Annotated in this window: 20 protein-coding genes; 18 read left to right on the forward strand and 2 right to left on the reverse strand. The window is 68.4% G+C overall.

What is annotated here, in order from left to right; all coding sequences use genetic code 11:
* From A5622_RS25050 to A5622_RS25115, 15 genes are all read left to right on the forward strand, one after another.
* Positions 1-650: amino acid permease (locus A5622_RS25050; RefSeq protein WP_156749046.1), on the forward strand; the 650-nt coding region annotated here is incomplete at its 5' end.
* Positions 651-752: 102 nt separating this feature from the next.
* Positions 753-1,985 (forward strand): alkane 1-monooxygenase, encoded by a 1,233-nt coding sequence (locus A5622_RS25055; RefSeq protein ID WP_066881882.1) that lies wholly within the window; start codon positions 753-755, stop codon positions 1,983-1,985.
* A complete protein-coding gene (locus A5622_RS28720; RefSeq protein WP_082984708.1) occupies positions 1,982-2,155 on the forward strand; it encodes a rubredoxin in 174 nt (57 codons plus the stop codon). Before A5622_RS25055 ends, A5622_RS28720 begins: the two co-directional genes overlap by 4 nt.
* Entirely contained in the window at positions 2,152-2,337 is a 186-nt protein-coding gene (locus tag A5622_RS25060; protein ID WP_066881884.1) for a rubredoxin, read from the forward strand. The genes A5622_RS28720 and A5622_RS25060 overlap by 4 nt, the downstream gene beginning before the upstream one ends.
* A 50-nt stretch (positions 2,338-2,387) precedes the next feature.
* Positions 2,388-2,984, forward strand: coding sequence for a TetR family transcriptional regulator (locus tag A5622_RS25065; protein ID WP_066881903.1), 597 nt, complete (start codon positions 2,388-2,390; stop codon positions 2,982-2,984).
* 125 nt (positions 2,985-3,109) lie between these two features.
* A complete protein-coding gene (ahcY, locus tag A5622_RS25070; protein ID WP_066881886.1) occupies positions 3,110-4,597 on the forward strand; it encodes an adenosylhomocysteinase in 1,488 nt (495 codons plus the stop codon).
* Between the two features lie 91 nt (positions 4,598-4,688).
* Positions 4,689-5,321, forward strand: a complete 633-nt coding sequence (locus A5622_RS25075; RefSeq protein ID WP_066881888.1) for a dTMP kinase — start codon at positions 4,689-4,691, stop codon at positions 5,319-5,321.
* Between the two features lie 80 nt (positions 5,322-5,401).
* The gene (gene mtrA / locus A5622_RS25080; protein ID WP_007168097.1) at positions 5,402-6,088 is read left to right on the forward strand and encodes a two-component system response regulator MtrA; all 687 of its coding nucleotides are present in this window, start codon (positions 5,402-5,404) and stop codon (positions 6,086-6,088) included.
* Between the two features lie 13 nt (positions 6,089-6,101).
* Positions 6,102-7,778 (forward strand): MtrAB system histidine kinase MtrB, encoded by a 1,677-nt coding sequence (mtrB, locus tag A5622_RS25085; protein WP_082976000.1) that lies wholly within the window; start codon positions 6,102-6,104, stop codon positions 7,776-7,778.
* Positions 7,778-9,532, forward strand: a complete 1,755-nt coding sequence (lpqB, locus tag A5622_RS25090; RefSeq protein WP_156748944.1) for an MtrAB system accessory lipoprotein LpqB — start codon at positions 7,778-7,780, stop codon at positions 9,530-9,532. Before mtrB ends, lpqB begins: the two co-directional genes overlap by 1 nt.
* Positions 9,533-9,573: 41 nt before the next feature.
* On the forward strand, positions 9,574-10,206 hold the full coding sequence (locus A5622_RS25095; RefSeq protein WP_066881890.1) for a ComF family protein: 633 nt from the start codon (positions 9,574-9,576) through the stop codon (positions 10,204-10,206).
* A 333-nt stretch (positions 10,207-10,539) separates the two neighbouring features.
* Positions 10,540-11,205, forward strand: a complete 666-nt coding sequence (hpf, locus tag A5622_RS25100) for a ribosome hibernation-promoting factor, HPF/YfiA family (RefSeq protein ID WP_066868063.1) — start codon at positions 10,540-10,542, stop codon at positions 11,203-11,205.
* A 151-nt stretch (positions 11,206-11,356) separates the two neighbouring features.
* The gene (gene secA, locus A5622_RS25105; RefSeq protein WP_066881892.1) at positions 11,357-14,185 is read left to right on the forward strand and encodes a preprotein translocase subunit SecA; all 2,829 of its coding nucleotides are present in this window, start codon (positions 11,357-11,359) and stop codon (positions 14,183-14,185) included.
* A gap of 131 nt (positions 14,186-14,316) precedes the next feature.
* Complete coding sequence (locus A5622_RS25110) at positions 14,317-15,867, forward strand: HD domain-containing phosphohydrolase (RefSeq protein WP_066881894.1); 1,551 nt, start codon at positions 14,317-14,319, stop codon at positions 15,865-15,867.
* Between the two features lie 65 nt (positions 15,868-15,932).
* A complete protein-coding gene (locus A5622_RS25115; RefSeq protein ID WP_066881896.1) occupies positions 15,933-16,742 on the forward strand; it encodes an adenylate/guanylate cyclase domain-containing protein in 810 nt (269 codons plus the stop codon).
* A gap of 92 nt (positions 16,743-16,834) precedes the next feature.
* On the opposite strand, the gene A5622_RS25120 is transcribed toward A5622_RS25115, so the two are convergent.
* A complete protein-coding gene (locus tag A5622_RS25120) occupies positions 16,835-18,556 on the reverse strand; it encodes an ATP-binding cassette domain-containing protein (protein WP_082994690.1) in 1,722 nt (573 codons plus the stop codon).
* A gap of 163 nt (positions 18,557-18,719) precedes the next feature.
* Between A5622_RS25120 and mddA the strand changes: the two genes are divergently transcribed.
* The 3 genes from mddA to A5622_RS25135 all read left to right on the forward strand — a co-directional run bounded on the left by mddA (position 18,720) and on the right by A5622_RS25135 (position 21,193).
* On the forward strand, positions 18,720-19,484 hold the full coding sequence (mddA, locus tag A5622_RS25125) for a methanethiol S-methyltransferase (RefSeq protein ID WP_066881898.1): 765 nt from the start codon (positions 18,720-18,722) through the stop codon (positions 19,482-19,484).
* A gap of 67 nt (positions 19,485-19,551) precedes the next feature.
* A complete protein-coding gene (locus A5622_RS25130) occupies positions 19,552-20,034 on the forward strand; it encodes a cation:proton antiporter regulatory subunit (protein WP_066868047.1) in 483 nt (160 codons plus the stop codon).
* A gap of 4 nt (positions 20,035-20,038) precedes the next feature.
* Entirely contained in the window at positions 20,039-21,193 is a 1,155-nt protein-coding gene (locus tag A5622_RS25135) for a cation:proton antiporter (protein ID WP_066868044.1), read from the forward strand.
* 23 nt (positions 21,194-21,216) lie between these two features.
* Here the strand turns inward: A5622_RS25135 and A5622_RS25140 are convergent, their stop codons facing one another.
* Positions 21,217-21,786, reverse strand: coding sequence for an Rv3235 family protein (locus tag A5622_RS25140; RefSeq protein WP_232003043.1), 570 nt, complete (start codon positions 21,784-21,786; stop codon positions 21,217-21,219).
* Positions 21,787-21,845 lie beyond the last annotated feature (59 nt).

The raw sequence follows: 21,845 nt of genomic DNA on the forward strand, positions 1-21,845 counted from the left end.
CGGTGGTGCTGTCGGGCATGGTGTCCTACACCGAACTCAAGACGGTCCGCGGCCGCGGGCAGGCGAACCTGGCCACCGCCTTCACCGCGAACGGCATCCACTGGGCGAGCAAGATCATCTCCATCGGTGCGTTGGCGGGCCTGACCACCGTGGTGATGGTGCTGATGCTCGGCCAGTGCCGGGTCCTGTTCGCGATGGCGCGCGACGGCCTGTTGCCCCGGTCGCTGGCCAAGACGGGTGCGCGGGGCACGCCGGTGCGGATCACCGTGCTGGTCGCGCTGGTGGTGGCCGTGACCGCGTCGGTGTTTCCGATCACCAAGCTCGAGGAGATGGTGAACGTCGGAACCCTGTTCGCCTTCGTGCTGGTCTCGGCCGGCGTGATCGTGCTGCGCCGCACCCGGCCGGACCTGGAACGCGGTTTCAAGGCGCCGTGGGTGCCGTTGCTCCCGATCGCGTCGATCGCCGCCTGCCTGTGGCTGATGCTCAACCTCACCGCGCTCACCTGGGTCCGGTTCGGGGTGTGGCTGGTGGTGGGCACGGCGATCTACGCCGGCTATGGCTACTGGCACTCGGTGCAGGGCCGGCGGGAGGAAGGGGAGGCCGAGCCCAGCGACTCGCTCGAGGTCGATCCGCACAGCCCGGTGCCCTAGCCGCAGCTGCTTTACAAAACCGCGGTGTTTGTCTAGACAGAAGACGCAAACAGCGGTATTGTCCAACCTCAACGTGGCGTGACTCACAAGGAGGTTTGGCAGATGACCACATTCGAAGCGCAGCTGGGACAGGAAACCGACCCGCTCGCCTGGCGGGACAAGAAGCGTCGCCTGTGGCTGATGGGGCTGATCGCGCCGACGGCGCTGTTCGTGATGTTGCCGCTCATCTGGGGCCTCAACACGTTGGGCTGGCACGCCGCCGCGCAGGTGCCGCTGTGGATCGGGCCGATCCTGCTCTGGGTCGTGTTGCCGATCCTCGACCTGCGTTTCGGTCCCGACGGGCAGAACCCGCCCGACGAGGTCATGGAGCGGCTGGAGAACGACAAGTACTACCGCTACTGCACCTACTCCTACATCCCGTTCCAGTACCTCAGCGTGGTGATGGGCGCCTACCTGTTCACCGCCTCGGACCTGGGCTGGCTCGGCTTTGACGGCGCGCTCAGCTGGGCGGGCAAGCTGGGCCTGGCCCTGTCCGTCGGCGTGCTCGGCGGCGTCGGCATCAACACCGCGCACGAGATGGGCCACAAGAAGGACTCGCTGGAGCGCTGGCTGTCCAAGATCACCCTGGCGCAGACCTGCTACGGCCACTTCTACATCGAGCACAACCGCGGCCACCACGTGCGCGTCGCCACCCCGGAGGACCCCGCGTCGGCCCGCTTCGGTGAGACCTTCTGGGAGTTCTTGCCACGCAGCGTCATCGGCAGCCTGCGCTCGTCGCTGAAGTTGGAGGCGCAACGGATTCGCCGGCAGGGCGCCAGCCCCTGGAACCCGAAGACGTACGCGTCCAACGACGTCCTCAATGCGTGGCTGATGTCGGTGGTGCTGTGGGGCGCGCTGATCGCGGTCTTCGGCCCGGGCCTGATCCCCTTCGTCGTGATCCAGGCCGTCTTCGGGTTCAGCCTGCTCGAGTCGGTCAACTACCTGGAGCACTACGGGCTGCTGCGGCAGAAGAATTCGAGCGGCCGCTACGAGCGGTGCACCCCGGCGCACAGCTGGAACTCCGACCACGTGGTGACCAACCTGTTCCTGTATCACCTACAGCGGCACAGCGACCACCACGCCAACCCGACCCGGCGCTACCAGACGCTGCGCAGCATGGCGGGTGCGCCCAACCTGCCGAGCGGGTACGCGTCGATGATCTCGCTCACCTACTTCCCGCCGCTGTGGCGCAAGGTGATGGATCACCGGGTGCTGGCGCACTACGACGGCGACATCACCCGCGTCAACATCGCGCCGCGGCTGCGCGAGAAGCTGCTGGCGAAGTACGCCGCGTGACCGCCTACCGCTGCCCGGGGTGTGACTACGTCTACGACGAAGCGCAAGGCGAACCGCGGGAAGGCTTTCGGCCGGGCACGCCCTTCGCCGACATCCCCGAGGACTGGTGCTGCCCCGATTGTGCGGTGCGCGAGAAAGTCGATTTCGAACTATCAGGAGTGAACCGATGAACGAGGGCTACAAGCTGTTCGTCTGCGTGCAGTGCGGATTCGAGTACGACGAGGCTAAGGGCTGGCCGGAGGACGGCATCGCCCCGGGGACCCGCTGGGACGACATCCCCGAGGACTGGAGCTGCCCGGATTGCGGTGCGGCGAAGACCGACTTCGAGATGGTGGAGATCGCCCGTTCGTGATCGCCGCCAACGCGGCGGCCAAAGCCGCTATTGTCGCGCCTGTGAAGCGGATGCCGTACGCCGAGGCCTCGCGCGCCCTGCTGCGCGACTCGGTGCTCGACGCGATGCGGGATCTGCTGCTGACCCGCGACTGGTCGGCCATCACGCTGTCGGACGTCGCCCGCGCCGCGGGCGTCAGCCGGCAGACGATCTACAACGAGTTCGGCTCGCGCCAAGGCCTGGCGCAGGGGTACGGCCTGCGCCTGGCCGACCGGCTGGTCGACGCCGTCAACGCCGCGCTGGAAGCCAACGTCGGCAACATCTATGAGGCGTTTCTGCGGGGCTTTCGCGACCTGTTCACCGAGCTGTCGGCCGACCCGCTGGTGATCTCGCTGCTCACCGGCGTGGCCAAACCCGACCTGCTGCAGATCATCACCACCGACAGCGCGCCCATCATCAACCGTGCCTCCGAGCGGCTGACCAACGCGCTGACCCACAGCTGGGTGGCCACCAGCGACGAGGACGCCGGCGTGCTGGCGCGGGCCATCGTGCGGCTGGCGCTGAGCTATGTGTCGATGCCGCCCGAGGCGGACCACGACGTGGCGGCCGATCTGGCCCGGTTGATGACGCCGTTCGCCGAGCGGCACGGCGTCGTCAACGTCCCCTGAGCCCTTCCCTGCGCCGAGGTCCGCGCCGACCCGCGACTACAGTGGCGCAAGAACATACCTAAGCTAATTACCGCTTTCATCCGAGCAAGCCACAGGCGAGCGAGCCGAAAAAGGAAGAACACGCTATGACGACGACCGAAAACGCACTCACCCCCGACGTTCGAAACGGCATCGATTTCAAGGTCGCCGATCTGTCGTTGGCGGATTACGGTCGCCGGGACATCGAGCTCTCGGAGCAGGAGATGCCGGGTCTGATGTCGCTGCGCCGCGAGTACCACGGCGTGCAGCCGCTCAAGGGCGCGCGCATCTCCGGTTCGCTGCACATGACCGTGCAGACCGCGGTGCTGATCGAGACCCTCGTCGCGCTGGGCGCCGAGGTGCGCTGGGCGTCCTGCAACATCTTCTCCACCCAGGACCACGCCGCCGCCGCGGTGGTCGTCGGCCCGCACGGCACGCCCGAGGAGCCCAAGGGCGTCCCGGTGTACGCGTGGAAGGGCGAGACGCTCGAGGAGTACTGGTGGGCGGCCGAGCAGGTGCTGACGTGGCCCGATAAAGACGGCGCCGCCGCGCCCGCGAACATGATCCTGGACGACGGCGGCGACGCCACCATGCTGGTGCTGCGCGGCGCGCAGTACGAGAAGGCCGGCGTGGTGCCGCCGGACGACGAGGACGACTCGACCGAGCACCGGGTGTTCCTGAACCTGCTGCGCAAGCGCTTCGAAACCGATAAGGACAAGTGGACCAAGATCGCCGCGTCGATCAAGGGTGTCTCGGAGGAGACCACCACCGGCGTGCTGCGGCTCTACCAGTTCGCCGCCGCCGGCGACCTGGCGTTCCCGGCGATCAACGTCAACGACTCGGTCACCAAGAGCAAGTTCGACAACAAGTACGGCTGCCGGCACTCGCTGATCGACGGCATCAACCGCGGCACCGACGTGCTGATCGGTGGCAAGAAGGTGCTGATCTGCGGCTACGGCGACGTCGGTAAGGGTTCGGCCGAGTCGGTCGCCGGCCAGGGCGCGCGGGTGACCGTGACCGAGATCGACCCGATCAACGCCCTGCAGGCGCTGATGGAGGGCTTCGACGTCAAGCGCGTCGAGGATGTGATCGGCGAGGCCGACATCGTCATCACCACCACCGGCAACAAGGACATCATCACCCTCGAGCACATGAAGGCGATGAAGGACAAGGCGATCCTGGGCAACATCGGCCACTTCGACAACGAGATCCAGGTGGCGCGGCTGGAGAAGTCGGGCGCCACCAAGACCAACATCCGCCCGCAGGTCGACCTGTGGACGTTCCCGGACACCGGCAAGTCGATCATCCTGCTGTCCGAGGGCCGGTTGCTGAACCTGGGTAACGCCACCGGGCACCCGTCGTTCGTGATGAGCAACAGCTTCTCCAACCAGGTCATCGCCCAGATCGAGCTGTGGACCAAGAACGACGAGTACGACAACGAGGTCTACCGGCTGCCCAAGCACCTCGACGAGAAGGTGGCCCGCATCCACGTCGAGGCGCTCGGCGGCAAGCTGACCAAGCTCACCAAGGAGCAGGCCGAGTACATCGGCGTCGACGTCGACGGTCCCTACAAGGCCGACCACTACCGCTACTGAGCCGGCGCTTCGGCCGAACGCCCGGCCAGCCGGGCGTTCGGCACCGCGTGCCCAGCCGGCCGGGCGCTCGACAACGGGCTAGGCTCGCGCCGTGCTGATCGCGATCGAGGGCATCGACGGCGCCGGCAAGCGGACGCTGACCGACAAGCTGCGCAAGCTGTTCGAGGCGGACGGCAAGTCGGTGGCCTTGCTGGCCTTCCCGCGGTACGGGCAGTCGGTGACCGCCGACATCGCGGCCGAGGCCCTGCACGGCGAGCACGGCGATCTCGCGTCGTCGGTGTACGCGATGGCGATGCTGTTCGCGCTGGATCGCGCGGGGGCCGTCGGCGACATCGAGGCGCTGCGCCGCGAGCACGACGTGGTGATCATGGACCGCTACGTCGCCTCCAACGCGGCCTACACCGCCGCCCGTCTGCATCAGGACGCGGCCGGGCCGGCCGTGGCATGGATACACGCGCTGGAATACGGGCGCCTCGGCCTGCCCGTGCCCGACTGGCAGGTGCTGCTCGCGGTGCCGGCCGAGTTGGCCGGGCGGCGGGCCCGCCGCCGGGCCGAGTCCGATCCTGGCCGCGCGCGGGACAGCTACGAACGCGACGACGGGCTGCAGCAGCGCACCGGCGCGGTGTACGCCGACCTGGCCGCCGCGGGCTGGGGTGGTCGGTGGCTGAGCGTCGACGCGGACGTCGATCCCGGCCGGCTGGCCGCCGATTTGGCCGCCGACTAGCACAGATTTGTCACGATTCGGCCCTTTCGAAGAAGAAACGCCCGTGTGATGTCCGAGTTTTGTCCCGATCTGGTGACACCATGGACTCCATGAGGCAAAGGATTCTCGTCGTCGATGACGACGCTTCGCTCGCCGAGATGTTGACCATCGTGTTGCGGGGTGAGGGTTTCGACACTGCGGTCATCGGTGACGGCACCCAGGCCCTGACTGCGGTGCGCGAACTGCGCCCCGATCTGGTGCTGTTGGACCTGATGCTGCCCGGGATGAACGGCATCGACGTGTGCCGGGTGTTGCGCGCCGACTCCGGCGTGCCGATCGTCATGCTGACCGCCAAGACCGACACCGTCGACGTGGTCCTGGGCCTCGAGTCGGGCGCCGACGACTACATCATGAAGCCGTTCAAGCCCAAGGAGCTGGTGGCGCGGGTGCGGGCGCGGCTGCGGCGCAACGACGACGAGCCCGCCGAGATGCTGTCCATCGCCGACGTGGAGATCGACGTGCCGGCGCACAAGGTCACCCGCAACGGCGAGCAGATCTCGCTGACACCGCTGGAATTCGACTTGCTGGTGGCGTTGGCGCGCAAACCGCGGCAGGTGTTTACTCGTGATGTGCTGCTCGAACAGGTGTGGGGCTATCGTCACCCGGCGGATACCCGTCTGGTGAACGTGCACGTCCAGCGTCTGCGCGCCAAGGTTGAGAAGGATCCCGAAAACCCGACCGTAGTGTTGACCGTTCGAGGAGTTGGGTACAAGGCCGGACCTCCGTGACCGGTAGGGACACGTGATCTGGGGCTCTCGGCGACGCACTCGGAGCCGTTGGGGACGCTCCGGTCCCATGACTCGTGGCATGGGCGCGGTGAGTCGCGCCGTGGCCATCGCCTGGCGGCGCTCGCTGCAACTGCGGGTTGTGGCGCTGACCCTGGGGTTGTCGCTCGCGGTCATCCTGGCGCTCGGTTTCGTGTTGACTTCTCAGGTCACCAACCGGGTGCTCGACGTCAAGGTCAAGGCCGCCATCGAGCAGATCGAGCGGGCGCGCACCACCGTCGGCGGGATCGTCAACGGCGAAGAGGCGCGATCCCTGGACAGCAGCCTGCAGCTGGCGCGCAACACGCTGACCTCCAAGACCGACCCGGCCTCGGGCGCGGGGATGGCGGGGGCCTTTGACGCGGTGTTGATGGTGCCGGGCGACGGCCCGCGCGCGGCGACCACCGCCGGGCCCGTCGACCAGGTGCCCGCTTCGCTGCGCGGCTTCGTCAAGGCCGGGCAGGCGTCCTACCAGTACGCCACCGTGCACACCGACGGGTTCTCCGGACCGGCGCTGGTCATCGGCACGCCGGCGTCGTCTCAGGTGGCCAACCTGGAGCTCTACCTGATCTTTCCGCTCAAGAACGAGCAGGCCACCATCCAGCTGGTGCGCGGCACCATGATCACCGGCGGCGCGGTGCTGCTGGTGCTGCTGGCCGGGATCGCGCTGCTGGTGTCGCGGCAGGTGGTGGTGCCGGTGCGGTCGGCGTCGCGCATCGCCGAACGCTTCGCCGAAGGGCATCTGTCCGAACGCATGCCGGTGCGCGGCGAGGACGACATGGCCCGGCTGGCGATGTCCTTCAATGACATGGCCGAGAGCCTGTCGCGCCAGATCACCCAGCTGGAGGAGTTCGGTAATCTGCAGCGCCGCTTCACTTCCGACGTGAGCCACGAGCTGCGCACCCCGCTGACCACCGTGCGGATGGCCGCCGACCTGATCTATGACCACAGCGCCGACCTGGACCCCACGCTGGCGCGCTCCACCGAGCTGATGGTCAACGAGCTGGACCGGTTCGAGTCGCTGCTCAACGACTTGCTGGAAATCTCGCGGCACGACGCCGGCGTCGCGGAGCTGTCCGTCGAGGCGGTCGATCTGCGCACCACGGTGCGCAGCGCGCTGAGCAACGTTGGGCATCTGGCCGAGGACGCCGGCATCGAGCTGAAGGTCGACCTGCCGACCGAGGAGGTGATCGCCGAGGTCGACACCCGACGGGTGGAGCGCATCCTGCGCAACCTGATCGCCAACGCCATCGACCACGCCGAGCACAAGCCGGTCAAGATCCGGATGGCCGCCGACGAGGACACGGTGGCCGTCACCGTGCGCGACTACGGCGTCGGGCTGCGGCCCGGCGAGGAGAAGCTGGTGTTCAGCCGGTTCTGGCGGGCCGACCCTTCGCGGGTCCGGCGGTCCGGGGGCACCGGGCTGGGCCTGGCCATCAGCATCGAGGACGCGCGACTGCACCAGGGCCGGCTGGAGGCGTGGGGCGAACCCGGCGACGGCTCGTGTTTCCGGCTGACGTTGCCGCTGGTGCGTGGCCACAAGGTCACCACCAGCCCGCTGCCCATGAAGCCGATTCCGCAACCCGCTCCCAGCGGCCCGCAGCACGCGAAAGACCGTCCGCGCCAGCGTGAGCACGCCGAGAGGACCCTGTGATGCGGCGGCTGTTGGGCCTGCTGATGCTGGCCGCGCTGCTCGCCGGCTGCGCGGGGGTGCCCAGCTCGTCGGCGCCGCAAGCCATCGGCACCGTCGAGCGGCCGGCGCCGTCGAACCTGCCCAAGCCGACGCCGGGCATGGACCCGGACGTGCTGCTGCGCGAATTCTTCAAGGCCACAGCCGATCCCGCCAACCGCCACCTGGCCGCGCGCCAGTTCCTCACCCAGTCGGCGTCCAACGCCTGGGACGACGCCGGTAGCGCGCTGCTGATCGACCACGTGGTGTTCGTCGAAACCCGTGCGGCCGAGCGGGTTTCGGCCACCATGCGGGCCGACATCCTGGGTTCGCTGTCCGACGTGGGGGTGTTCGAAACCGCCGAGGGCGTGCTGCCCGACCCCGGGCCGATCGAATTGGTCAAGACCTCCGGCGGTTGGCGCATCGACCGGTTGCCCAACGGGGTGTTCTTGGACTGGCAGCAGTTCCAGTCCACCTACAAGCGCAACACCCTGTACTTCGCCGACCCGACCGGCAAGACGGTGGTCCCCGACCCGCGTTACGTCGCGGTGCCCGACCACGACCAGTTGGCCACCGAGCTGATCTCGAAGGTGATCGCCGGGCCGCGGCCGGAGATGGCGCACACCGTGCGCAACCTGCTCGCCCCGCCGCTGCGGTTGCGCGGGCCGGTGACCCGCGCCGACGGCGGCAAGAACGGCATCGGTCGCGGTTACGGCGGCGCGCGGGTCGAACTCGAGAAGCTGTCCACCACCGATCCGCACAGCCGGCAATTGCTTGCGGCGCAGATCATTTGGACGCTGGCCAGGGCCGACATCCGCGGCCCCTATGTGATCAACGCCGACGGCGCGCCGCTGGACGACCGGTTCCGCGACGGGTGGACCACCTCGGATGTCGCGGCCACCGATCCCGGCGCCGCCGACGGCGCGGGCGCGGGGCTGCACGCCCTGGTCAACGGCTCACTGGTGTCGCTGGACGGGCAGCACACCGTCACGGTGCCCGGCGCGTTCGGCCGCGTGGGCGACCAGACCGGCGCCGCGCTGTCGCGCTCCGGCCGGCAGGTGGCCTCGGTGGTGACGCTGCACCGCGGCGCCCCGGACATGGCCGCGTCCCTGTGGATCGGTGATCTGGGTCAGGAGGCCGTGCAGGCCGCCGACGGGCACAGCCTGTCGCGGCCGACGTGGTCGCTGGACGACGTGGTGTGGGTGGTCGTCGACGGCAACAACGTGTTGCGGGCGATTCAGGAGCCGGCCTCCGGGCAGCCCGCCCGGCTGCCGGTGGATTCCGTGGCGGTGGCCACCCGGTTCCCTGGGCCCATCACCGACCTGCAGCTGTCCCGCGACAGCACCCGCGCGGCCATGGTGATCGGCGGCCAGGTGATTCTGGCCAGCGTCGAGCAGACCCAGGCCGGGCAGTACGCCCTGACCTTCCCGCGCCGGCTCGGATTCGGGTTGGGCAATTCGGTGGTGTCGCTGTCGTGGCGCACCGGCGACGACATCGTGGTGACCCGCACCGACGCCAGCCATCCGGTGTCCTACGTGAACATTGACGGGGTGAACTCCGACGCGCCGCCACACGGTCTGCAGATGCCGGTGACCACGGTGGTCGCCAACCCGTCGACGGCCTACGTCGCGGGACCGCAAGGGGTGCTGCAGTATTCGCCGTCGGCCGACGGTCAGCAAGGCTGGTCGGAGGTGCCCGGACTCACGGTGCCCGGGGCGGCACCGGTGCTGCCGGGGTAGCGCACAAGCTCGGTGTCACACCCACCCGCCACACTGACGCCATGCTCGACCTGTTCCTGCCGGCCGAATGCGGCGGCTGCGGGGCGCCGTCGACCCGCTGGTGCGACGCGTGCGCCGCCGAGCTGTCGGTGCCGGCCGACCAGCCGCATGTGGTGACCCCGCGCATCGACCCGGAGGTCCCGGTGTTCGCGCTCGGCCGCTACGCCAACGCGCGCCGGCACGCGATCCTGGCGCTCAAGGAGCGGGGCCGGGCGGACCTGGTCGAACCGCTGGCGCGGCCCCTGGCCGTCGGCGTGCACCGGTTGCTGTCGTGGGGGATCGTGCCCACCCCGCTGACCGTCGTCCCCGCGCCCACCCGGCGCTCGGCCGCGCGGCGGCGCGGCGGTGACCCCGTCGCCCGGCTGGCGCGCGCCGCGGTGGCGCGGCATCCGGAGATCGCCGTCGTTGCCGCGTTGCGGCTCAAGGCGCTGACCCGTGACTCGGTGGGCCTGGGCACGGCCGCGCGCGAGCGCAACATCACCGGCCGGGTGGTGTTGCGCGGCCCACCACTGCGCACCGAAGTCATGGTCGTCGACGACATCGTCACCACCGGTGCGACCGCGCGCGAGTCGGTGCGCATCCTGCACGCCGCCGGGGTCCGGGTCGCCGCGGTGCTGGCGCTGGCCGCCGTGTGAACCTCACCGCCGCCAGGCCGACCCCGTGAGCCGGCCAAGAGGTTGTGAAGAACTCGCAACAGCCGGACCAAATTAGTGGCTCGGCAGGCGAACACGAGCTAACGTCGAGAACAACGAAGAACGACTCATCGGTCTGACTCACTGGTCGCGATTTTCCAGGTGGGACCCATCCGCGGGAAGGGGTGAGTAATCGACACCTTGCACCGGCGGGCAGCCTGCGGCGGTAGCCAGTCTCGAACCGCTCTCACCTCGTCGGCGCATCAAGCAGCCGGGCACGCAGGGCGCGTGCGACGTGAAAAGAGAAACGAGTTGTCACGTATGTCAAGGCTATCCGTGGATTCCGGTCAGATTCTGGACCAACCGCCCATCATCGATGAGCAAGCCCCACCGACAACCACCGCCGATGTTGTGTTCAAGGGCCGCAACGTTGAAATCCCCGATCATTACCGTCTGTACGTCTCGCAAAAACTCGCCCGGCTCGAGCGGTTCGACCGCTCCATCTATCTCTTCGATGTCGAGCTCAAGCACGCGCCCAACCGCCGCCAGCGCAAATCCTGTCAGCGCGTGGAGATCACCGCCCGCGGCCGCGGCCCGGTGACCCGGGCGGAGGCTTGTGCCAACAGTTTCTACGCCGCGTTCGAGTCCGCGGTCGACAAGCTGGAGAACCGGCTGCGCCGCGTCAAGGACCGTCGCAAGGTCCACTACGGGGACAAGACCCCGGTGTCACTGGCCGCGGCCACCGCGGTGCCACCCGTCCCGCCGGACAGCGCGCCGCAGCCCGCGCCCGCCGAGCGCGACGGCGTGGAACCCGACCACGAGCCCGGGCGCATCGTGCGGACCAAGGAGCACCCGGCGACGCCGATGACGGTCGACGACGCGCTCTACGAGATGGAGCTGGTCGGACACGACTTCTTCCTGTTCCACGACAAGCAGACCGAACGGCCCAGCGTGGTCTACCGGCGGCACGCCTACGACTACGGCCTGATCAGGCTGTCCTGACGGGGCTGGTTGGGCGGCGACCCGCTACGCCCGGCGTTGCCGCGCTTGCGATCGCCGCTACGGCGGTACCCACGGGGTCGTCGCCTACCATGGGAGTCGCTCAAGAAAAGACTCCTACCAACAGGGGCACATCCCAAAAGGGGACAACACCGTGCTGTCGAAGTTGCTGCGCCTTGGCGAAGGTCGCATGCTCAAGCGTCTCAAGCGGGTGTCTGACTACGTCAACACCTTGTCCGACGAGATCGAGAAGCTCACCGACGCCGAGTTGCGGGCCAAGACCGACGAGTTCAAGAAGCGGCACGCCGACGGCGAAAGCCTCGACGACCTGCTGCCCGAGGCGTTCGCCGTCGCCCGCGAGGCCGCGTGGCGGGTGCTCGACCAGCGGCACTTCGACGTGCAGGTGATGGGCGGTGCCGCACTGCACTTCGGCAACGTCGCCGAGATGAAGACCGGTGAGGGCAAGACTCTGACCTCGGTGCTGCCGGCCTACCTCAACGCGATTGGCGGTAAGGGTGTGCACGTCGTCACCGTCAACGACTACCTGGCCAAACGTGACAGCGAGTGGATGGGCCGCGTGCACCGCTTCCTCGGCCTCGAGGTCGGGGTGATCCTGGCCCAGATGACGCCGGACGAACGCCGGGTCGCCTACAACGCCGACATCACCTACGGCACCAACAACGAGTTCGGCTTCGACTACCTGCGCGACAACATGGCGCATTCGCTCGACGACCTGGTCCAGCGCGGGCACAACTTCGCCATCGTCGACGAGGTCGACTCCATCCTGATCGACGAGGCCCGCACCCCGCTGATCATCTCGGGCCCCGCCGACGGCGCCTCCAACTGGTACCTCGAGTTCGCCCGGCTGGCGCCGCTGATGGAGAAGGACGTCCACTACGAGGTGGACCTGCGCAAGCGCACCGTCGGCGTGCACGAGCTGGGCGTGGAGTTCGTCGAGGACCAGCTCGGCATCGACAACCTCTACGAGGCCGCCAACTCGCCGCTGGTCAGCTACCTCAACAACGCGCTGAAGGCCAAGGAGCTGTTCAACCGCGACAAGGACTACATCGTGCGCGACGGCGAGGTCCTGATCGTCGACGAGTTCACCGGCCGCGTGCTCTACGGCCGCCGGTACAACGAGGGCATGCACCAGGCCATCGAGGCCAAGGAGCACGTGGAGATCAAGGCCGAGAACCAGACGCTGGCCACCATCACGCTGCAGAACTACTTCCGGCTCTACGACAAGCTCGCCGGCATGACCGGTACCGCCCAGACCGAGGCGGCCGAGCTGCACGAGATCTACAAGCTCGGCGTGGTGCCGATCCCGACCAACAAGCCGATGATCCGCGCCGACCAGTCCGACCTGATCTACAAGACCGAGGAAGCCAAGTACATCGCCGTGGTCGACGACGTCGTCGAGCGCTACGAAAAGGGCCAGCCGGTGCTGATCGGTACCACCAGCGTGGAGCGCTCGGAGTACCTGTCGCGCCAGTTCCAGAAGCGCCGCGTGCCGCACAACGTGCTCAACGCGAAGTTCCACGAGCAGGAGGCGACCATCGTCGCCGTCGCCGGCCGCCGCGGCGGCATCACCGTCGCGACCAACATGGCGGGCCGCGGAACCGACATCGTGCTCGGCGGCAACGCCGACTTCCTCACCGACCAGCGGCTGCGCGAGCGCGGCCTCGACCCGGTCGAGACGCCCGAGGAATACGACGCCGCCTGGCACGAGGAACTGCCCAAGGTCAAGGAGGAGGTCGCCGCCGAGGCCGCCGAGGTGATCGAGGCCGGCGGCCTGTACGTGCTGGGCACCGAGCGGCACGAATCCCGGCGCATCGACAATCAGCTTCGCGGCCGCTCCGGCCGGCAGGGCGACCCGGGCGAGTCGCGGTTCTACCTGTCGCTGGGCGACGAGCTCATGCGGCGGTTCAACGGCGCCGCGCTGGAGGCGATGCTCAACCGGCTGAACCTGCCCGACGACGTGCCGATCGAGGCCAAGATGGTCACCCGGGCGATCAAGAGCGCCCAGACCCAGGTCGAGCAGCAGAACTTCGAGGTCCGCAAGAACGTCCTGAAGTACGACGAGGTGATGAACCAGCAGCGCAAGGTGATCTACGCCGAGCGCCGCCGCATCCTGGAGGGCGAGAACCTCAAGGAGCAGGCGCTGGACATGGTGCGCGACGTGGTCACCGCCTACGTCAACGGCGCCACCTCCGAGGGCTACGCCGAGGATTGGGACTTGGAAGCGCTGTGGACGGCGCTCAAGACGCTGTACCCGGTGGGCATCGACCATGCGACGCTGACGCGCCGCGACGCCGACGCCGACCTCGACGACCTCACCCGCGAGGAGCTGCTCGAGGCGCTGCTCAAAGACGCCGAAAACGCTTATGCCATAAGGGAAGCCGAGCTCGAGGAGATCGCCGGCGAGGGCGCGATGCGCCAGCTGGAGCGCAACGTGCTGCTCAACGTGATCGACCGCAAGTGGCGCGAGCACCTCTACGAGATGGACTACCTCAAGGAGGGCATCGGGCTGCGCGCGATGGCCCAGCGCGACCCGCTCGTCGAGTACCAGCGCGAGGGCTACGACATGTTCATGGCGATGCTCGACGGCATGAAGGAAGAGTCGGTCGGGTTCCTGTTCAATGTCACCGTCGAGGCGGTGCCCAGCCCGCAGGTCGCGCCGGTACAAGCCCCGGAGGGGCTGGCCGAATTCGCCACCGCCGCGGCCGGCAAGCAGGGCGGCGCGGCGACGGCCGTGCGCGAAGAGGCCCCAACCCAATTGCGCGCCAAGGGCATTGACAACGAAGCGCCGGCCATGACCTACTCCGGACCGGCGGAGGACGGCTCGGCGGCGGTCCAGCGCAACGGCGGCGATTCCAAGACGCCGGCCGGGGTTCCCGGGGGTGCCAGCCGGCGCGAGCGGCGCGCCGCGGCGCGGCAACAGGGTCGCGGCGCCAAGCCACCCAAGTCGGTCAAGCGCCGCTAGCCGCGCGCCCAACCTCGCCAATAGGTTTCTCGGCCCGGCAGCAACGCCAATGCCCTAGGCTTAGCAGGCATCGGCTTGTGTGTGGCTACAGTGACGCCGCGCCGGTGAGGGTCGGGAAAGGGGCGAGTTCCATGCCCTTCGACGGAGCCGTGTCCCGGACGGACATTCTGGCCGCGCTATCTCTGGCGATCGACCTCGGGCTCGGGCAGCCGATGGATCACATGCTGCGGTCGGCGGCGATGGGCTCGCGATTGGCGATGCGGCTCGGACTCGACGAGCGCGAGCGCGGGACGGTTTTTTACACGGCCCTGGTGATGTGGATCGGCTGTCACGCCGACTCGCACGAGTATGTGCAGTGGTTCGGCGACGACATCGCGGTGCGACATGACAGCCACTACATCGACTGGTCCGGCGCGCCATACCGCCGCTTCCTGATGAGCAATCTGGGCCGTGGGTCGACGTTGCCGAAACGAGCCCGGTTGGCGGCCAAAGTTTTCTGGGACGCACGCGGGAATCTCGGCGGGTTGGTGCACTCCCATTGCCTCTCGGCGGCATTACTCGCCGAGGAGATCGGCCTGGGCGCCGATGTGTGTCAAGCCCTGCCTTATGCATACGAGCGATGGGACGGCAGCGGTCTTCCCGCCGGGGCCGCGGGAAACCAGATACCGATGGCAATGCGGGTGGCGCAGATTTGCGACATCGCCGAAGTGCACCATCGCGCTTACGGCGCCAGCGCCGCGATCGCCGAGATTCGCCGCCGTAGCGGCAAGCAGTTTGACCCGGATATCGTCGCGGTGTTCACCGCGGCCGCCGACGACCTGCTGCTCGAGCACGAAGATGTCTGGTCGACCGCTGCCGACTTGGCTCCGGATCCGGGCGAAGCGCTGAGCGGTCCCGCGCTGGACCGGCTGTTGTGCGCGATGGGTGACTTCGCGGATCTGAAATGCCCGTTCACTCTTGGTCATTCACGCGCCGTCGCGCAGCTGGCCGAGAGCGCAGGGAAATGCGCCGGGCTGCCGCAAGACGAAATCGATATCTTGCGTCGGGCCGGCTACGTTCACGATCTCGGTCGCATCGGGGTGTCGAACCGGGTGTGGGAAAAGCCGGGCGCGTTGACCCACGTCGAACGCGAGCGGGTGCATTTGCATCCCTATCTGACCGGCAGGATTTTGGCCCGGGTCGGCGGACTGAAGGCGGTCCGGGAGGTCGCGGTGAACCATCACGAGCGACTGGACGGCTCGGGCTACCCGAACGGTCTGCGCGGTGATGACCTGTCGGTTCGCGACCGGCTGCTCGCCGCCGCCGAAAGCTATTGCTCCTCAATGGAACCGCGTCCGTATCGCGATGCGCACGACGAAGCCGCCGCGGCCGGGAAACTGCGAGACGAAGCTGTCCGCGGCCACCTGGACGGCGACGCGGTCGAAGCCGTGTTGCAGGCCGCGGGCCATCGGCCGTCGCGCAGAGCCGCCAGGCCGGCGGGGCTGACCCGGCGCGAGGCCGAGGTGTTGCTCCATGTCGCACAGGGACACTCCAACAAGGAGATCGCCTCGGCGCTGTGGATTTCCGAGAAGACGGTTCGTAATCACGTCGAACACATCTACGCCAAGATCGGGGTCTCGAACCGGATCGGGGCCAGCCTGTACGCGACCCGGCACGGCTTGGCCGGCGGGGCACCCAACTGACCCGCTGCGATGTTTGGGGCGAATGCCCCATGTGCCGGTGAGCGAATCTGGGCGAATATTTCCGCATGATCAGCAATGCCACCGGCCCAGCCGCCACGGCCGTCCCGTTGGAACCGCAACCGGCGCCCTCGTCGGCGCTGTGGAACCGGGTGCTCACCGACGGCCACGCGTCCCTGGTCAGGGCAAGGCACGCGTTTCGCTACCTGCCCTCGGCGCCGCGATGCAAGCTGTGCAACAACCCGTTCGGTGGACCCGTCGGTCGGCTCTTCGCCGTAGCCGGCTTCCGCCCGTCGCGCAAGAATCCCAACCTGTGCATGCGCTGCTGCGATGCACTGCCGCAAGGCGGAGCCGAGGTCGACATCGCGGTGCTGTTCGCTGATGTTCGCGGCTCCACGGCGCTGGGACACTGTAGGGCCGCCGCGGACTTCGCTGCGATGCTCAACCGGTTCTATTGTGCCGCAACGCAAACCCTGCTGCGCCATGACGCGGTGATTGACAAACTCATCGGTGATGAGGTGATGGCGTTTTTCGTGCAAGGCATCAGCGGCCCCACCTATCGTCAACGGGCCGTCGAGGCGGGCGTCGACCTGCTCGAAGCGGTCGGGTACGGCACTGCGGGTGGACCCTGGCTGGACGTCGGCGTCGCCGTGCACGCGGGTATCGCGTACGTGGGCAACGTCGGCGAGGCCGTCGTCGATTTCACCGCACTCGGTCGTCCGGTCAACGCCGCGGCCCGGATGCAACAACTCGCCTCCGGTGGCGAGTTGTTGATCGCCGGTGGGGTCGCCGACGAAATGACGGCCCACCTGGCGAGGCGCACGCTGAACCTGCGGGGACACGACGAGCCGATCGACGCCTTCGTCCATCAAGCCTGAGCCGGTGCCGTATTCAACCTTGTTGTGTCCCTTGGACTTACAGGCAGCCGATCCCGCGGTCCCGGTGCAGGACCGCGGGCCCGGCGTGGCCGTCATCGCGTGGCTGCACCGGGCCGGGATCGCCGGTCCAGCAACCACGCGGTGGCCAGCGTGAGGACGACGGCGAATGAGGCGAGCGCGATGAGGCTGACCGCGTTGCCGCCCGCAAAGGTCTGCCGGTAGGCGGACATGGCGGGCAACGTGGCGGTGTAACGGTCGAGTTGCAGGTCGCGGCCCAACGCATCGAAGGCGTGCCGGTTGGACAGCACGAGGCTCATCAGGCGCCCGGGCGTGGCCATCTGGTCGACGGGGACGATGGCGCCACCGAACAGCACCTGCGGGAAGCACAGCATCGGCAGGGCAAGGGCCGCCTGCGCGGCGTTGGAGACCGCGGCCGAGGCGAAAAGGCCAAGCGCCAGTGCCGAAATCGCTTCGATCACAATCGTGGTGAACAGCGAGGCGTACACGTGCCACCCGAGCGCGGGGAGCCGACCAAGCGCGCGCAGCACTATCAGCAACACCGCGCTCACTCCGGCCAGAAGCGGAAGCAGCGCCGTCACCTTCGACCCCACATAGGCGCTCACGCTGAGCCCGGCCATGCGCTCGCGCCGGAAGACGGCCATCTCGCCGACGAGCTGAAGTAGACCGTAGGTCAGCCCGAAGAAGAAGCCGTCGAACGCAATCCAGAACACGATCTGGGCCGGGCCGACGCCGGCGGCGTCACCCGGATCGAAGGCACCCCGTTTGAACAAGGTCGCCATCATTGCGGTCACCAGCACCGGCGAGCCGAGCAGGATCGCCAGGGTGAGCCGATTACGGACGAGAACATCGACGTTGCGCCGGGTCAGCAGCCACCATTGTCGGATCATGCCCGTGCCGTTGGCATTAGGCGCCGCGGCGGCGACTGCCGGACGAGTGAAGCCGGGCCGGGCGTCTGGTGCCTTGCGGCTCTGCGCGAATCGCTCCGCCCAGGTCCGCGGCGCGCGTTCGGCCGCCAGGCGCTCGTACACCTCGGTGAGGTTTTGCACGCCGAAATAGCGGCGGGCCGCGTCCGGGCTGCCGGTGAAGGCCAGATGGCCGTCGCGGGCTAGGAAGACCACCCGGTCGCACTGGTCGATGGCGGCCGGTTCGTGGGTGGTGAGGACGACGGTGACACCGTGTTGGCTGAGCCGGCGCAGGAGCCGCATCACCTCAGCGGCGGTCGAGGGATCGAGCCCGGAGGTGGGTTCGTCGAGGAAGAACAGGCGTGGCCGGGTCAGCAACTCCACCGCGATGCTGGCCCGCTTGCGCTGACCGCCGGACAGCTGACGTACCGGCACGTCGGCTCGATCGGCCAGGTCGAGGCTGTGCAGCGTCTCGTCGACGATCCGTTCCGCTTCCCGTGCGGTGGTGCCACCGGGAAGCCGCAGTAGCGCCGCGTAACGCAGGGTGCGGCGCAGCGGCATTTCGAGATGGATGATGTCGTCTTGGGGCACGTAGCCGACTTTCGCGACGGCCCCCACGCCGGCGCGACGCGCGACGCCGCCGTGGCGAAGTTCTCCGGTCGACGGAGGTTGCAGCCCGGCGAGGACCTCCAACAAAGTGGTTTTGCCCGCTCCGCTGCCGCCGGCGATGGCGATCAGTTCGCCCGGCTCCACCGACAGCGACATGTTGTGCAGCAGTTGGCGGCCACTGACGCGCCGGCTGACGTCCACGGCGTCGATCCGTGCGCCGTCCGGCACCCGCTCCGGTTGATCACCCAGCAGCGCGATCGCTGGGCATGTCGATTCGCTCATGATCTGGTCTCCGTACTTTCTCGAGGTTGACTTGTCACCGGTAATCGTCGGTCCACCGCGTGCGCCGCCACATGAGGCGTTTGCCCCAAATGGAGGGCACTATGGCTGAAATTGAGGCAAATGCCCTATATGTGTGGGCGTCGACTAGGCGCACAATCAGCTAATGAGGCGTTACCTGACGGTCGGCTACGGCGCCGCCGCTTATCTGCTCTTTCTCGCCGTGTTCCTCTATCTCGTCGCGTTCCTGGGCAACTTCTGGGTGCCGCGAACGGTCGATCACGGGCTCTCGGCGCCCGTCGGCCAGGCGGTGTTGGTCAACATGATCCTGCTCGGCGTGTTCGGCCTCCAGCACAGCGTCATGGCGCGGCCGGGGTTCAAGGCGAGGTGGACGCGGCTGGTGCCGCCGTCGATAGAGCGCAGCACCTACGTGATGCTGTCCAACGTCGTGCTGGTGCTGCTCTATTGGCAATGGCGGACGATGCCGGCCGTCCTCTGGAAGGTGGAGCTGCCGGCCGGGCGCCTGGCGCTGTGGACGCTGTTCTGGCTCGGCTGGGCCATCGCGCTGGCGTCGACGTTCATGATCAACCATTTCGACCTGTTCGGGCTCCGGCAGGTCTATTTGGCTTGGCGCGCAAGGCCTTACACCAACCTCGAATTCCGCGTCCGGTTCTTCTACCGCCTGGTGCGCCACCCGCTGATGCTCGGCTTCGTCCTCGCGTTCTGGGCGGTACCCACCATGACCGCCGGACATCTGCTCTTCTCCATCGTGATGACGGGCTACATCCTGATCGCCACGCAATTCGAAGAGCGCGACCTGGTGGCCGCGCTGGGCGATGACTACCGCGACTACCGCCGACAGGTGCCGATGCTGCTGCCGCTGGGGCGCCGGTCGCGCAGTGGCCCCACCCAACCGGCCGAGCTGCACTAACTTTCGGGCGGCAAAAAGATCCGCGCCCGGCGACACCGGCGGCGCGCGACCTGTCAGGATTGACGGTATGGACGTCAAGGAGGTGCTGCTCCCCGGGGTCGGTCTGCGCTACGAGTTCACCGACCAGAAGGGCGACCGCATCGGCATCATCGCGCGGCGCAGCGGCGATTTCGACGTTGTCGTCTATGCCCGTGACGACCCGGACGAAGCCAGGCCGCTGCTGCACCTCAGCGACCAGGAGGCCGAAGCCGTGGCCCAGATCCTGGGGGCGCCGCGGATCGCCGAACGGTTCACCGAGCTGGCCCGCGAGATCCCCGGGCTCGAGACGGGCCAGGTGCACATCCTGGCCGACAGCCCGTTCGTCGATCACCCGCTGGGCGACACCCGGGCGCGCACCCGCACCGGGGCATCCATCGTGGCGATCGTGCGCAACGAGGAGGTGCTCGCCTCACCCGGGCCCTCCGAAATGCTACACGTCCAAGACGTTCTGATAGTCATCGGCACCGAAGACGGAATCGCGGGCGTCGAGAAGATTATCGACAAAGGCTGAGCCGGTGCAGATTTCGGGGACGCTGCTGCTCCAACTCGGCGCCCTCCTGGCCACCCTGGCCGTATTGGGCGCCGCCGCACGCCGATTCGCGTTGTCGCCCATCCCGGTGTACCTGCTGGCCGGCCTGGCCCTGGGCAACGGCGGCATCCTGCCGGTGGCGGCCGGCGGGCAGTTCATCACGACCAGCGCGCCCATCGGCGTCGTGTTGCTGCTGCTGACCCTGGGCTGCGAGTTCTCGGCGGCCGAATTCTCTGCCAGCATGCGCCACCATCTGCCGTCGGCGGCCGTCGACATCGTTCTCAACGCCGCGCCCGGCGCGATCGCCGGCTGGCTGCTGGGGCTCGACGGCGTGGCGATCCTGTGCCTGGCCGGCGTCACCTACATCTCCTCGTCGGGCGTCATCGCGCGGCTGCTCGAGGACCTGCATCGGCTCGGCAACCGGGAGACGCCGGCGGTGCTGTCGGTGCTGGTGCTCGAGGATTTCGCGATGGCCGCCTACCTTCCGCTGTTCGCGGTCCTGGCATCCGGCGGCGGGTGGCTGCACGCCGTCGGCGGCATGGTCGTGGCGGTGGGCGCCCTGGTGGCCGCGTTCGCCGCGTCCTACCGGTGGGGCCACCACGTCGACCGGCTGGTGGAGCACCCGGACTCCGAACAGCTCATGCTGCGGGTGCTGGGCATCACCCTTATCGTGGCGGCCATGGCCGAGTCCCTGCACGCCTCGGCCGCCGTCGGCGCGTTTTTGGTGGGCCTGACCCTGACCGGTGAGACGGCCGAGCGGGCCCGCCAGGTGCTGGGCCCGCTGCGGGATCTGTTCGCCGCCATCTTCTTCCTGGCCATCGGGTTCTCGGTGGACCCGCACGAGTTGGTTCCGATGCTTCCGGCGGCGCTGATCCTGGCCGTGGTGACCGCGGCGACCAAGGTGGCCACCGGGGTGTTCGCGGCCCGGCACGACGGGGTGGCGCGGCGCGGGCAGCTGCGCGCGGGCACCGCGCTGATCGCCCGGGGCGAATTCTCGCTGATCATCATCGGTTTGGCCGGCAAGTCGTTGCCCGCGGTCGCCGCGCTGGCGACGTCCTACGTGTTCATCATGGCGATCGTGGGGCCGGTGCTCACCCGCTACGTCGGCGGCCCGCGGCCGGCCGGCGCCGCACCGGCCTGACCCCGGCCGGCTCAGCCCTCCAGTCAGCCGATGTGCAGGGCCACCACCATCCACCGGGTACTTCCCGCCGCGCTGACCTGTTCGACGCGGCAGGCGATGGCATGGATTCGGTTGCCGCGGCTATAGGAACCGAAGACTTCGGCCGCCGAGTCCGGGTCCCGGTGACCGGCCGCCTGCAGCCGCGTGCGGCGCAGCACCGCCGCACCGCGCCGAGCGCCCGCCTGGCCCGCCGCCGAGCGGGCGACCGCGGCCACGGAATCCACCAGGCTCGGGGCCAGCAGCGGATTCAGCTGGACGGCCGGACGGCGCCGGTCGATGACTTCCAGCACCCGGCGCAGCGCGGCGTCGGCGAAGACGGCCGCCTGACGCAGCCGCGCGGACATGACCTCGTCGCGATCCGGTGCGGCCGCCCTGCTGGGCGGGCCGGTATAGGGCCGCGGCGCTGCGTGGGTGCTGCGGCGGCGTAACGGGGGCCGCGAGGGTTGACGGCACTGCGGGGTGGGGTGCGACACGTCCTGCGTCGGCGGTTCGTAATCGACGACTGGTATGACGGTGAAAGCGTCAGCTGGATTAGCAACCGGATTGGTGTTCAACGCGCACTCTCCAAGTCTTCGGCCGGACCGCAAGCCTGCTGGAGAGGGGCAGACAGTGG

The sequence above is a fragment of the Mycobacterium sp. 1245801.1 genome (assembly GCF_001673055.1).
Taxonomy (GTDB): domain Bacteria; phylum Actinomycetota; class Actinomycetes; order Mycobacteriales; family Mycobacteriaceae; genus Mycobacterium; species Mycobacterium europaeum_A.

What these genes read in the sequence shown, in the direction of transcription:
- A5622_RS25055 (WP_066881882.1), top strand. Translation starts at nt 753, where the DNA reads ATGACCACATTCGAAGCGCAGCTGGGACAGGAAACCGACCCGCTCGCC.
- A5622_RS25060 (WP_066881884.1), top strand. Translation starts at nt 2,152, where the DNA reads ATGAACGAGGGCTACAAGCTGTTCGTCTGCGTGCAGTGCGGATTCGAG.
- A5622_RS25065 (WP_066881903.1), top strand. Translation starts at nt 2,388, where the DNA reads ATGCCGTACGCCGAGGCCTCGCGCGCCCTGCTGCGCGACTCGGTGCTC.
- ahcY (WP_066881886.1), top strand. Translation starts at nt 3,110, where the DNA reads ATGACGACGACCGAAAACGCACTCACCCCCGACGTTCGAAACGGCATC.
- mtrA (WP_007168097.1), top strand. Translation starts at nt 5,402, where the DNA reads ATGGACTCCATGAGGCAAAGGATTCTCGTCGTCGATGACGACGCTTCG.
- lpqB (WP_156748944.1), top strand. Translation starts at nt 7,778, where the DNA reads ATGCGGCGGCTGTTGGGCCTGCTGATGCTGGCCGCGCTGCTCGCCGGC.
- A5622_RS25095 (WP_066881890.1), top strand. Translation starts at nt 9,574, where the DNA reads ATGCTCGACCTGTTCCTGCCGGCCGAATGCGGCGGCTGCGGGGCGCCG.
- A5622_RS25110 (WP_066881894.1), top strand. Translation starts at nt 14,317, where the DNA reads ATGCCCTTCGACGGAGCCGTGTCCCGGACGGACATTCTGGCCGCGCTA.
- A5622_RS25115 (WP_066881896.1), top strand. Translation starts at nt 15,933, where the DNA reads ATGATCAGCAATGCCACCGGCCCAGCCGCCACGGCCGTCCCGTTGGAA.
- A5622_RS25120 (WP_082994690.1), bottom strand. Translation starts at nt 18,556, where the DNA reads ATGAGCGAATCGACATGCCCAGCGATCGCGCTGCTGGGTGATCAACCG.
- mddA (WP_066881898.1), top strand. Translation starts at nt 18,720, where the DNA reads ATGAGGCGTTACCTGACGGTCGGCTACGGCGCCGCCGCTTATCTGCTC.
- A5622_RS25130 (WP_066868047.1), top strand. Translation starts at nt 19,552, where the DNA reads ATGGACGTCAAGGAGGTGCTGCTCCCCGGGGTCGGTCTGCGCTACGAG.